9 protein-coding genes are annotated in these 13,059 nt (G+C 70.8%); 3 read left to right on the top strand and 6 right to left on the bottom strand.

Features of this window, described 5'->3' with window-relative positions; translation table 11 throughout:
• Positions 1–48: 48 nt before the first annotated feature.
• A complete protein-coding gene (locus ACFWHU_RS08215) occupies positions 49–1,479 on the bottom strand; it encodes an MFS transporter (protein WP_385795331.1) in 1,431 nt (476 codons plus the stop codon).
• Positions 1,480–1,596: 117 nt separating this feature from the next.
• On the opposite strand from ACFWHU_RS08215, the gene dusB reads away from it, so the two are divergent.
• The 3 genes from dusB to ACFWHU_RS08200 all read left to right on the top strand — a co-directional run bounded on the left by dusB (position 1,597) and on the right by ACFWHU_RS08200 (position 7,341).
• Positions 1,597–2,775, top strand: a complete 1,179-nt coding sequence (gene dusB, locus ACFWHU_RS08210) for a tRNA dihydrouridine synthase DusB (RefSeq protein WP_385795076.1) — start codon at positions 1,597–1,599, stop codon at positions 2,773–2,775.
• A gap of 364 nt (positions 2,776–3,139) precedes the next feature.
• A complete protein-coding gene (gene ppdK / locus ACFWHU_RS08205; RefSeq protein WP_385795074.1) occupies positions 3,140–5,884 on the top strand; it encodes a pyruvate, phosphate dikinase in 2,745 nt (914 codons plus the stop codon).
• Positions 5,885–6,291: 407 nt separating this feature from the next.
• Positions 6,292–7,341, top strand: coding sequence for an ArsR/SmtB family transcription factor (locus ACFWHU_RS08200; protein ID WP_387224381.1), 1,050 nt, complete (start codon positions 6,292–6,294; stop codon positions 7,339–7,341).
• Here the strand turns inward: ACFWHU_RS08200 and ACFWHU_RS08195 are convergent.
• The 5 genes from ACFWHU_RS08195 to nirB form a co-directional block, all read right to left on the bottom strand.
• Positions 7,307–8,467: an alkaline phosphatase PhoX gene (locus tag ACFWHU_RS08195; RefSeq protein WP_387224380.1), complete on the bottom strand. Its 1,161-nt coding sequence runs from the start codon at positions 8,465–8,467 to the stop codon at positions 7,307–7,309. The two genes, ACFWHU_RS08200 and ACFWHU_RS08195, sit on opposite strands and share 35 nt — an antisense overlap.
• Before the next feature lie 153 nt (positions 8,468–8,620).
• Positions 8,621–9,382, bottom strand: coding sequence for an SDR family NAD(P)-dependent oxidoreductase (locus ACFWHU_RS08190; protein ID WP_385795068.1), 762 nt, complete (start codon positions 9,380–9,382; stop codon positions 8,621–8,623).
• A gap of 138 nt (positions 9,383–9,520) precedes the next feature.
• Entirely contained in the window at positions 9,521–10,105 is a 585-nt protein-coding gene (locus ACFWHU_RS08185; protein ID WP_359809558.1) for a TetR family transcriptional regulator, read from the bottom strand.
• 33 nt (positions 10,106–10,138) lie between these two features.
• Positions 10,139–10,519, bottom strand: a complete 381-nt coding sequence (nirD, locus tag ACFWHU_RS08180) for a nitrite reductase small subunit NirD (protein ID WP_387224379.1) — start codon at positions 10,517–10,519, stop codon at positions 10,139–10,141.
• A complete protein-coding gene (gene nirB, locus ACFWHU_RS08175) occupies positions 10,516–13,059 on the bottom strand; it encodes a nitrite reductase large subunit NirB (protein ID WP_387224378.1) in 2,544 nt (847 codons plus the stop codon). Before nirB ends, nirD begins: the two co-directional genes overlap by 4 nt.

Here is a 13,059-nt window from a genome sequence, read left to right as displayed (position 1 = left end):
GTCTCCAACAGGTCGGCCGGGTCCGGCCGGACGCGTCAGGCAGCCGCGTCAGGCCGCCGAGTCCGGCACCGACGCCGGCTCCAGCCGCGCGGCGTTGCGGCGCGCCGTTCCCCGCGCCCACTCCCCGCTCGTCAGCGCGCCGACCACCAGCACACAGAACCCGAGCCCGGCGATGATCCACCAGGCGGGCCGGCTCGCGGCGGCGAAGCCCGCCTCGTCGATGCCGCCCCGGTGCGTGGCCGCCGACGCGCCCGCCGCCAGCACCGCTCCGATCACCGCGACGCCCAGCGTCTGCCCGATCTGCCGGCTGGTCGACGCGACCGCGGCGGCCACCCCCGACTGCGCCAGCGGCATCCCGGAGACCGCGGTGTTGGTGATCGGCGCGTTCACCAGGCCGAAGCCCGCGCCGAACAGCACGTATCCGGTGAACAGCAGCGCCGTGTGCCTCTCCGCCTCGAAGACCGCGAACAGCAGCCCGCTCGCCGCGATGGCCGTGCCCGCGAGCAGCAGCGGGAGCCGCGGCCCCCTCGTGCCGACGAGCCGCCCCGACAGCGGCGCGCAGACGAAGGCGAGCGCCGCCATCGGCAGCATGTAGAGCCCGGCGTCCAGGGCGGAGAGGTCCCGCACGTTCTGGAGATAGAGCGTGTTCATGAACAGGAAGCCGCCGAGACCGCCGAACGCGCACACGGCGATGACCGTCGCCCCGCTGAACGGCGCGCTGCGGAAGAAGCGCAGATCGATCAGCGGCTCGGGGCGCCTCGGCTCGTACAGCACCAGCCCGGTCAGCGCGCACACCGCGACCCCGGCGAAGAACAGGATCAGCGGCGACGTCCAGCCGGCCGCCGGCGCCTCGATGATCGCGTACGTCAGCGCGCCGAGGGTGGCCATGACCAGCAGTTGGCCCACAGGGTCGGGGCGGCGCGGCTTCGCGGCACGCGACTCGGGGACGAACCGCCAGGTCAGCACGAACGCCGTGAGCCCCACCGGCAGGTTGATCAGGAAGATCGCGCGCCAGCCGACCGTCTCGACCAGCAGCCCGCCGATCAGCGGCCCGGCCGCCATCGAGATGCCGACGACCCCGCCCCAGACGCCGATCGCGCGGGCGCGCTCACGTGGGTCGGTGAAGGTGTTGGTGATGATCGACATCGCGACCGGGTTGAGCATCGAGCCGCCGACGGCCTGCACCATCCGGAACGCGACCAGCGATTCGAGATTCGGCGCGAGCGAGCACAGCAGCGACCCGAGCGTGAAGACCACGAGTCCGGTCTTGAAGACGCGCCGCCGGCCGATGCGGTCGGCCGTGGAGCCCGCGAGCATCAGCAGTGAGGCGATGACCAGGGTGTACGCGTCGATGGTCCACTGCATGCCGGCGAGCGTGGTGTGCAACTCCTTCTGCATGGACGGCAGCGCCACGTTGAGCACCGTGTTGTCGAGACTGACGATCAGCAGACTCATGCAGCAGGTCCCCAGAATCACCATCCGCCGGCGTGGACCGCACTGCGGCGTGGACTCTTTCGACGGCTCCGGCGAGGAGAAGTGCTGGGGAGCTGGCATGGGCCGATCGTAGGTCCGGCACTCGGCGGCCCTCCTGCCGCCATGCGCGACAATGGGGGGATGACCGCTCCGCTCGCCCCCGCCCTCGCACCGCCCGGCACGCTCGCCGTCGGCCCGTACACGGTGCGCCCGCCGGTGGTGCTCGCACCCATGGCCGGCATCACCAACGCCCCGTTCCGGACGCTGTGCCGGGAGTTCTCGGGCGGCAAGGGGCTGTTCGTCAGCGAGATGATCACCACGCGGGCGCTGGTCGAGCGCAACGAGAAGACGATGCAGCTCATCCGCTTCGACGCGACCGAGACACCGCGCTCGATCCAGCTGTACGGGGTCGACCCGGTCACCGTCGGCAAGGCCGTCCGCATGATCGCGGACGAGGGCCTGGCCGACCACATCGACCTGAACTTCGGCTGCCCCGTCCCCAAGGTCACCCGCAAGGGCGGCGGCTCGGCCCTCCCGTACAAGCGGCCCCTGCTGCGCGCGATCCTGCACGAGGCCGTCTCGAACGCCGGGGACCTGCCGGTCACCATGAAGATGCGCAAGGGCATCGACGACGGTCACCTCACCTATCTGGACGCGGGCCGTATCGCGGTCGAGGAGGGCGTGACGGCGATCGCCCTGCACGGCAGGACCGCGGCGCAGCACTACGGCGGTACGGCCGACTGGGAGGCCATCGCCCGCCTCAAGGAGCACGTCCCCGAGATCCCCGTCCTCGGCAACGGCGACATCTGGTCGGCGGACGACGCGCTGCGGATGGTCCGCGAGACCGGCTGCGACGGCGTGGTCGTGGGGCGCGGCTGCCTCGGCCGGCCGTGGATCTTCGGCGATCTGGTGGCGGCCTTCGAGGGCACGGGAGAGCTCGCCCGGCCCGCGCTGCGCGAGGTCGCCGGGGTCATGCGGCGGCACGCGGAGCTGCTGGGGGAGTGGATCGGCGACGAGGCGCGCGGGGTGATCGACTTCCGTAAGCACGTGGCCTGGTACCTGAAGGGCTTCTCGGTCGGTTCCGAGATGCGCAAGAAGCTCGCGATCACCTCGTCCCTCGCCGAACTGGACGCGCTGCTGGGTCAGTTGGATCTGGACCAGCCGTGGCCGGACGGCGCCGACGGCCCGCGCGGCCGGACGTCGGGGAACAACCGGGTGGTTCTGCCGGACGGCTGGCTGAAGGACCCGTACGACTGCGCGGGCATCGGCGCCGACGCGGAACTGGACACGTCCGGGGGCTGAACGAGGCACGGGGAGGGGCGTGATTCTCGCCACGTCTGATAGGCGCTTCGCTCAGACGAGCGGTTGGTGGGCGGCTGCACTTCCGGAAGGGGTGGCACTGGGTGCCACCCCTTCCGCGTTCGAGAGGTGAACTCAGAAGTCGCTATACCCGCTCGGATGAGCGGGTTGCGTCATGCAAAGGTCATGCCCGGTTCGAGGCATGAAGGGGGCCGGAGCGGCTGATTCCCCGTCATGCGCATTCGATCCAGTGGCGGACGGGTGGTTGCGGCCGTATGACGGACAGGTGGACATATCCAGGCACCTTCGATCTGGGTATGTTCCTCGCCGTCAGGGCAGCCAGCGTCTCCCGGAGGAGCCGAGATCCGTGTCCGAAAGCAAAGACACCCACGTAGCGACAGACACCGCCCCGCAGGACCAGAAGTTCGTCTATGACTTCACCGAGGGCAACAAGGATCTCAAGGGCCTCCTCGGTGGCAAGGGCGCCAACCTCGCCGAGATGACCAACCTCGGTCTGCCCGTCCCTCCGGGCTTCACCATCACCAGCGAAGCGTGCAAGGTCTACCTCGCCACCGGTACGGAGCCGGCCGCCCTGCGTGACGAGGTCGGCGCGCACCTCGACGCCCTCGAACGGAAGATGGGCAAGAAGCTCGGCCAGGCCGACGACCCGCTGCTCGTCTCCGTACGGTCCGGCGCCAAGTTCTCCATGCCCGGGATGATGGACACCGTCCTCAACATCGGCCTCTCGGACAAGTCCGTCGCCGGTCTCGCCAAGCAGTCCGGCGACGAGCGCTTCGCCTGGGACTCCTACCGCAGGCTCATCCAGATGTTCGGCAAGACCGTCCTCGGCGTCGACGGCGACCTCTTCGAGGAGGCGCTGGAGGACGCCAAGCGGGCGAAGAAGGCCGCCACCGACATCGACCTCGACGCGGCCGATCTGAAGAAGCTGGTCAAGCAGTTCAAGAAGATCGTCTCGCGCGACGCGGGCCGCGACTTCCCGCAGGACCCGCGCGAGCAGATGGACCTCGCCATCCGCTCCGTCTTCGAGTCCTGGAACACCGACCGCGCCAAGCTCTACCGCCGCCAGGAGCGCATCCCCGGCGACCTCGGCACCGCCGTCAACATCTGCTCCATGGTCTTCGGCAACCTCGGCCCGGACTCCGGCACCGGCGTCGCCTTCACGCGCGACCCGGCCAGCGGCCACCAGGGCGTCTACGGGGACTACCTCCAGAACGCGCAGGGCGAGGACGTCGTCGCCGGAATCCGCAACACCGTGCCGCTCGCCGACCTGGAGACCATCGACAAGAGGTCGTACGACCGGCTGCTGGAGATCATGGAGATCCTGGAGACGCACTACCGGGACCTCTGCGACATCGAATTCACCATCGAGCGCGGTGAGTTGTGGATGCTCCAGACCCGCGTCGGCAAGCGCACCGCGGGCGCCGCCTTCCGTATCGCGACCCAGCTCGTCGACCAGGGCCTGATCGACGAGGCGGAGGCGCTCCAGCGCGTCAACGGCTCCCAGCTCGCCCAGCTGATGTTCCCGCGCTTCGACGACGGTGCGAAGGCCGAGCTGCTCGGGCGCGGTATCGCCGCGTCACCCGGTGCCGCCGTCGGCAAGGCCGTCTTCGACTCGTACACCGCCGTCAAGTGGTCGCGCTCCGGCGAGCGGGTCATCCTCATCCGCCGCGAGACCAACCCCGACGACCTGGACGGCATGATCGCTGCCGAGGGCATCCTCACCTCGCGCGGCGGCAAGACCTCGCACGCCGCCGTCGTCGCCCGCGGCATGGGCAAGACCTGCGTCTGCGGCGCCGAGGAGCTGGAGGTCGACACCAAGCGGCGCCGGATGACGGTCGGCAAGACCGTCATCGAGGAGGGCGACACCGTCTCCGTCGACGGCTCGACCGGCAAGGTCTACCTCGGAGAGGTCCCGGTCGTCCCCTCGCCGGTGGTCGAGTACTTCGAGGGCCGCATGCACGCCGGGGCCGACGACGCCGACGAACTGGTCGAGGCCGTGCACCGGATGATGGCGTACGCCGACCGGCGCCGCCGGCTGCGGGTGCGCGCCAACGCCGACAACGCCGAGGACGCGCTGCGGGCGCGCCGCTTCGGCGCGCAGGGCATCGGACTGTGCCGCACCGAGCACATGTTCCTCGGTGAACGCCGGGCCATGGTCGAGAAGTTGATCCTCGCCGACACCGACGACGAGCGGGAGCAGGCGCTGAAGACACTGCTGCCGTACCAGAAGAAGGACTTCGTCGAGCTGTTCGAGGCGATGGACGGACTGCCCGTCACCGTAAGGCTCCTGGATCCGCCGCTGCACGAATTCCTGCCCGACATCACGGAGCTGTCGGTACGGGTCGCGCTCGCCGAGTCCCGCAAGGACCACAACGAGAACGATCTGCGGCTCCTCCAGGCCGTGCACAAGCTGCACGAGCAGAACCCGATGCTGGGACTGCGCGGCGTACGGCTCGGCCTGGTCATCCCCGGACTGTTCGCGATGCAGGTACGGGCGATCGCCGAGGCCGCGGCCGAGCGCAAACACGCCAAGGGCGACCCGCGGGCCGAGATCATGATCCCGCTCGTCGGCACCGTCCAGGAGCTGGAGATCGTCCGCGAGGAGGCCGAGCGGGTCATCGCGGAGGTGCGGAAGTCCACCGGGATCGACCTCAGGCTGTCCCTCGGCACGATGATCGAGCTGCCGCGTGCCGCGCTGACGGCAGGTCAGATCGCGGAGGCCGCCGAGTTCTTCTCCTTCGGTACGAACGACCTCACCCAGACCGTGTGGGGGTTCTCCCGCGACGACGTCGAGGCGAGCTTCTTCACCGCGTACCTGGAGAAGGGCATCTTCGGGGTGTCTCCGTTCGAGACGATCGACATGGACGGCGTCGGCGCGCTCGTACGCGGCGCGTGCGAGGCCGGCCGCAGGACGCGGCCCGATCTGAAGCTGGGTGTCTGCGGCGAGCACGGCGGCGACCCCGAGTCGGTGCACTTCTTCCACGAGGTGGGGCTGGACTACGTGTCCTGCTCGCCGTTCCGGATCCCCGTGGCCCGTCTGGAGGCCGGGCGGGCGGCGGCGCAGTCGGACGGCCGCGGCGACACGCGCTGAACCGGGCCGTATCCGTCCTCGGTGCCGTGCCCGACTCGCTGTCGCACGGCACCGAATGTGAAATCCCTTACGGTCGCTCTTCCCGCAATCGATAAGACCGTTACGGAAACAAATCGGGGTGCGGCCGGTGGATCCCCACCCGCCGACCGCACCCCATTTACCGGCCGGGCACGGAGCCGCAACCCTCACCGACCGCCGCCGAGCGAGCAAAGCCCCCCACGGCCTTCACTTCGCCTTTCCGGTGGCTCGGGTTTCGCGCCTGACCTGGTACAGCCTTTCGTTTCGCACCCATTGCGCGCGATGCGTTTCAACTGTGGCTGAAACTCCGTGGTGACGGCCTGTGATGGCATGCATACTCATCGCTGGGGTCGATTGCGGATGCAACAGAGGAAACAAGTGGGGGATAGGTGCTGCGAATTCACTTCACGGGGAGAGACCTCGGCGCGGTCCGGACGGCCGCCGGTCCCGACCCGCTGTGGGAAACGATTCTCAGCTTTCACCGATTGCGGGACCGGCGGGGCGCGCTCGCTTTCGGGGAATGGCGCACGGAAACCAGGGTGAGGTTGAAAGGTGAAACACGTCTGCTCGCCGCGCTGGTGCCGCAGCGCGGCTATTTCCCGGATTTCCTGACGCCCCCGGAGGGCCGCTCCGGGCTGGAGGACGGGCTGGAGGCGCTGCGCGCGACGCCGGGGGACCAGGTCCGTACGGAACTGGCCCTGCTCGGCGCCGGGTCGCCCGCGCTCCCCGCCCGGATCGGCGCGCTGTCCGAGGACGACCCGGCCGAACTGGGCCGGCTCGCCGGGGCGCTGCGCGCCTACCACCGGGCCGCCGTGGAGCCGTACTGGCCGCACATCCGGGCACGCGCCGAGGCGGACCGCGTCGTCAGGGGCCGGGCGCTGCTCGACGGCGGCGCCGACGAACTGCTCGCCACGCTCCCGCCGGTGATCCGCTGGCGGGCGCCGGTCCTGGAGGCGGACTATCCGGTGGACCGTGAACTCTTCCTGGACGGGCGGGGGTTGCTTCTCCAGCCGTCGTTCTTCTGCCGGGGGACACCCGTCGTCTACCGCGATCCGGCGCTGCCGCCGGTACTGGTCTACCCCGTCACCCACGTGGACGCGCCGACCGCCGCCGGCCATCGCGGCCGGGGCACGGGACCGTCCCTCGGCCGACTGGTCGGCCGTACGCGCTCGGCCGTCCTCGGCGCCATCGAGCACGGCACGACCACCAGCGAACTCGCCCGCAGGGCAGGGGTGTCGCTCGCCTCGGCCAGCCAGCACGCGTGCGTCCTGCGCGAGGCGGGACTGGTGGTGACCCTGCGGCACGGCAACGCCGTCCTGCACACGCTGACCCCCCTGGGCGCCGCCCTGCTGAACGGCGGCGCCCAGGGTGTGCCGGGGCCCGAACGGGCCCGCCGGACGGGGGCTACGTCCGGAACGGCCCCGTCACCTCGTACGTGATGCCGCCCGACGAGCTGCCGCTCGTGCCGCGCTGGCTGGAGAAGTACAGCCGCGAGCCGTCCGGCGAGAACGCCGGACCGGTGATCTCGGAGCCGGACTGCCCGCCCACGCGCAGGAACGGCGCGACGACGTCGTCCGGCGTGATCACGCAGATCTCCAGGTTCCCGCCGTCCTCCGCGACGAAGAGATCACCGGACGACGAACCGGTGACGTTGTCGACACCGGTCAGCGGGGCGCCGCCACCGGTGACGAGCGAGTCGTCGTACGTCAACTCGTAGGTGGACGCGGCCGGATCGACCCGCCACACACGGTTGTCGCCCTTCGTGGTGAACCACACCGAGCCGTCCGCGTAGTAGCACCCCTCGCCGCCGTTGAACCGCTTGGCTCCCGAGACCTGGTCACGGGTGACGGTCGGCGTGCCGTCCGGGTCCGGCACCGTCGCCCAGGTGAAGGTGCCCGAGGTGGCGGTGGAGGCCCGCAGCACCTGGAGGGTGCCCGAGGAGAGATCGCCCCAGGTGGTGGGCGTGAAGCGGTAGAAGCACCCGTTCGTCTCGTCCTCGGTCAGATAGATCACCCGGCGCACCGGGTCGGCCGCCGCGGCCTCGTGCTTGAACCGGCCCATCGCGTCGCGCCGTACCGCCGCGTCGACGCCCCACGGGTCGGTCTCGTACACATACCCGCGGTCCACCTCCTCGCAGGACAGCCAGGTGTTCCACGGCGTGCTGCCGCCCGCGCAGTTCTGCCGGGTGCCGGAGAGGATCCGGTACGCGCCGGTGATCGCGCCGGCCGAGGAGAACCGGATCGCGCCCGCGCCGCCGGACGGGTTGATCTCCGAGTTCGAGACATAGATCCAGCCGCTGCCGTCGGCGTAACAGGCGCTGCCGTCAGGGGCGTTGTGCCAGGTGTACGACGTGCCGGGCACGGTCTGCCCGGACCGGGCGACAACCCTGCTGGTGAATCCGGCGGGCAGCCGGATGTTGTTGCCGTCGGCCGCGCCGAGCGCGCCGTACGGTCCCGCGCCCGGCTGCGCGGGGTCGGCGTACGCGGCGCCGCGCCAGAGTGTGCCGCCGAGTGCGGCGGCTGAGCCGGTGACGATCGCTCCACGCAGAAAATTGCGACGTTCCACTGGGCCGCTCCATTGGGGTGGGGTGGGTGTGCGGTCGCGTGCAGCGAGAAACATAGAGCGACGGGGGTGGCCACCGGCTGAACACGGAGGTGACTGCGGATGAGTTCTGGGCCCGGCGGCGGCGCGGGGCCGGGCCCCGCTGAATCCGGGCTGTCAGGCCGACGCGGCTCCGTCGATCACGAGGTCGGCGCCCACGACCGACGCCGCGTCCGGCGAGGCGAGATACAGCACCGCCGCCGCCACTTCCTCCGTCGCCGACACCCGGCCGAGCGGCGACTCCTGCTTCATCCGCGCCGTCCGGTCGGCCGCGCTCTCGCCCGGCCGCAGCGACATCGTGGTGTCGGCCGCGCCGGGGCTGACGGCGTTGATCCGCACCCCGTCCCGGATGTGGTCGAGGGCGGCGGCCCGGCTCAGCGCCGAGACGGCGGCCTTCGACGTCAGATAGCCGGCCAGATTCGGGACGCGCAGGTGCGCGCCGAGGTTGGAGGCGACATTGACGACGGCGCCGCCGCCGTTGGCCCGCATGTACGCGATCTCCGCCTGGAGGCAGTGCAGAACGCCGGTGACGTTGACGTCGAGCAGCGCCTGCCAGTCCTCGACGGGCAGATCGGCGAGGGGCGCGCCGCCCCGGAATATCCCCGCGTTGTTGACGGCGACGTCCAGGCTCCCGAAGTGTTCGACGCTCTCGCGCACCAGGGCGCGCACGTCGTCCGCGCGGGAGACGTCGGCGGTGACGACCAGCGACTCGCCGCCCGCCGCCTCGACCAGGGCGCGGGTCTCCTCCAGCGGCGCGCTGCCCCGGCCGGAGAGGACGACCGAGGCGCCCTCGGCCGCGAACGCCACGGCGACGGCGCGGCCGATTCCGGAACCGGCACCGGTGACGAGGACGGTCCTGCCGGTGAAGCGATCGGACATGGGTGACTCCCTTGGTACGTACGGATGGTGGGTGCGGACGATTTACTGGAACGATCGTTCTGTTATAAGGGCGGCAGAAGCGCCGCCCGAAGGTCTGTCGAACGCGTGCTTTTGTCCCGCCGGTCCCCGGAGCGGGTCTCAGTCGAGCAGGCTCAACGCCTGCTCGGCCGCGTCCCGCACCCGCGCGGGGTCCTGCGAGGTCTTGCCGACGATCTGCATGCCCTGCATCAGCACGAGCAGCATCCGCGCCAGTGCGCGCGGGTCGCGGTCCGGCGCCAACTCGCCCCGGCCCTGGGCCCGGACGAGCGCCGAGTGGATCAGCGTCTCGATGTGCTGCCAGCTCAGCTCCACCCGGCGAGCCGCCTCGCTGTCGTGCGGCCCCAGTTCGGCGGCCGTGTTGGTGATGAAGCAGCCCTTCTCGCGCCGTGGGTCGGTGCTGGCGTCGCCGGCGAACCGCCGCACCACCGCCCGCACCGCGGGCAGCGCCGGACCCGGCTTCGACAGCGCGTCGAGCAGCGACGGGTCGCGGGTCTCGCCGTACCGGTCCATGGCCTTCAGGTACAGCTCGCGCTTGTTGCCGAACGTCGCGTAGATGCTGGCGCGGCCGATGCCGAGGTGCTCGACGAGGTCCGCCATGGACGTCGCCTCGTAGCCGCGCCGCCAGAACAGCTCTAGGGCCGACTGGAGCGCGGCGTCCGGATCGAATTCCTTGGTCCTGGCCACGGACCGGACTCTAGGCTCAACTGGAACGCTCGGTCAAGATTTGATACGGGAGGCGTAGACCGTCACCGACACCGACTCGTCGTCCAGGCAGTGTCCCGTCTCCAGGTCGAAACGCTGCTTCAGCAGCGGCGACGCCACGAAGGCGCGGCCGCCCTGGGTGCCGGTCAGCCCGCGTGAGAGCACCTGGGCGCCGGAGTACGGGTCGCGGTTGTCGATCGCGTACGTACGGCCCGCCCGGTCCATGAAGAGCGCGACCTGCCGCCCGTCCGGCAGCAGCGCGGCCACGCCCCGGCCCGCGATGAGCGCGGACCGGTCGCAGACCGGGAACCAGGCCCCGCCGACGAGGAGTTGGAGGCTCGCCTCCACGCGGCCGGCCGTCAGGCCCGTCGGGCTCGTGGGACTCATCGTGCTCATCGGGCCGTCACCCCTTCCAGGGTCAGAAATGTCAGATCCGGCTTCACCTGGTCGCGCTCCGGCACGAACCGCACCGTCGGATCCGGCGCGTCCGGCGCGTTGACGAAGGAGACGAAGCGGCGCAGCCGCTCCGGGTCGTCCAGCGTCTCGGCCCACTCGTCGCGGTAGCCCGTCACATGGTCGGCCATCAGCTTCTCCAACTCGCCGCACAGGCCCAGCGAGTCGTGGACGACGACGTCCCGTACATGGTCGAGACCGCCCTCGATCCGGCCCAGCCACGCCGAGGTGCGCTCCAGCCGGTCGGCGGTGCGGATGTAGAACATCAGGAAGCGGTCGATCAGCCGCACCAGCGACTCGTCGTCCAGATCCCGCGCCAGCAGGTCGGCGTGGCGCGGCTCTGCGCCGCCGTTGCCGCCGACGTACAGATTCCAGCCCTCCGCCGTCGCGATGATCCCGAAGTCCTTGCCGCGCGCCTCGGCGCACTCCCGGGCACAGCCCGAGACCGCCGACTTGAGCTTGTGCGGCGCGCGCAGGCCCCGGTAGCGCAGCTCCAGATCGATGGCCATCTTCACCGAGTCCTGCACGCCGTACCGGCACCAGGTCTGTCCGACGCACGACTTCACCGTCCGCAGCGCCTTCCCGTACGCGTGCCCGGACTCGAACCCCGCCTCGACCAACCTCGCCCAGATCTGCGGCAGTTGGTCTACCCGCGCACCGAAGAGATCGATGCGCTGGCCGCCCGTGATCTTCGTGTAGAGCCCGAAGTCCCGTGCCACCTCACCGATCACGATGAGCTTCTCGGGTGTGATCTCGCCGCCCGGAATACGCGGCACGATCGAGTACGAGCCGTTGCGCTGCAAGTTGGCCAGGAAGTGGTCGTTGGTGTCCTGGAGCGCGGCCTGTTCCCCGTCCAGGACATGGCCGCTCAGCCCCAGCGTCGGCGCGAGGGAGGCGATGATCGAGGCGACGGTCGGCTTGCAGACCTCGCAGCCGTCACCGCCGCGCGCGCTCTCGCGGCCGTGCGAGTCCAGCAGCGAGGCGTACGACGTCACACGCAGGGTCCGCACGATCTCGTACAACTCGCCGCGCGTGTGCTTGAAGCAGCCGCACAGCCCGCTGTCACCGGAGGCGGGCAGGAGCTGGCCGATCACCTTCACGCAACTGCCGCAGCCCGTAGCGGCCCTGGTGCACTTCTTCACCTCCGGCAGCGTCGCGCACGCGGCGATCGCACCCTTCGTCACGTTGTGACAGCTACAGATCACCGCGCTGTCCGGCAGCGAGCCCGGACCGAGCGCCGCCGGCGCCCCGACCCCCGGCGGCAGGACGAGCTGTTCCGGCGGTACGGGCGGTACGGAACCGGTCAGCGGGCGCAGCATCCCGTACGCGTCGGCGTCACCGACCAGCACGCCCCCGAGCAGCGCGCCGTCCGCGCCGACGACGACCTTCTTGTAGACGCCGGAGCGGGAGTCCGCGTACACGACGTCGAGACAGCCGGGGGCGGCGCCGTGCGCGTCGCCGAAGGACGCGACGTCGACCCCGAGCAGCTTGAGCTTCGTGGACAGATCGGCCCCGGTGAACTCGTGGGCGTCCTCGGTGACTTCGGCGATCGCGTCCGCCGCGGTCAGCGCCATCTCGTAGCCCGGCGCCACCAGTCCGTACACCTTCCCGTCCGCCGTGAGCGCGCACTCGCCGATCGCGAAGATCCGCGGATCCGACGTACGGCACCGCTCGTCCACCGCGACACCGCCGCGCTCGCCGACCCGCAGCCCCGCGTCGCGCGCGAGCTGGTCCCGGGGCCGTACGCCCGCCGAGAAGACGACGAGGTCGGTCGCCAGTACCGAACCGTCCGACAGGGTCATGCCGTTGACGACGCCCTCCGCGTCCGTCGTCACCTCCTGTGTGCCGACGCCCGTGTGGACCGTCAGTCCCATGCCCTCGATGGTGCGCAGCAGCGCCGCGCCTCCGCCGTCGTCCACCTGGACGGGCATCAGACGGGGTGCGAACTCCACGACATGCGTGTCGAGTTCGAGCCCCCGCAACGCGCCCGCCGCCTCGAGGCCGAGCAGCCCGCCGCCCACCACGGCGCCGGTGCGGGCGGTCTTCGCGTACTCCTCGATCGCCAGCAGGTCCTCGATCGTGCGGTAGACGAAGCAGCCGGTGGCGTCCTTGCCCGGCACGGGCGGTACGAACGGGTACGAGCCGGTGGCCAGCACGAGCGTGTCGTACGTGAAGGTCAGCCCGGCGCGCGAGGTGACCGTGCGCGCCGCCCGGTCGACGGTCTCGGCCGGATCGTCCAGATGCAGCTCGATTCCGTGCCGCTCCATGAAGTCCGGCTCGACCAGGGAGAGTTCGTCGGGGGTGCGGCCGTCGAAGTACGAACTCAGCCGTACCCGGTCGTAGGCGGCGCGCGGCTCCTCGCAGAGCACCACGACCCGCGCCCGACCGGTGGTGCCGCGCTCGGCGAGGGCTTCGAGGAACCGCTGGCCGACCATGCCGTGGCCGACGACCACGATGGTGGGGAGGGGCGTTGTGTCGGGCAT

Origin of the sequence: Streptomyces sp. NPDC060366, from assembly GCF_042725135.1 — a bacterium.
Taxonomy (GTDB): domain Bacteria; phylum Actinomycetota; class Actinomycetes; order Streptomycetales; family Streptomycetaceae; genus Streptomyces.
This window is presented reverse-complemented; position numbering and strand designations above follow the sequence as displayed.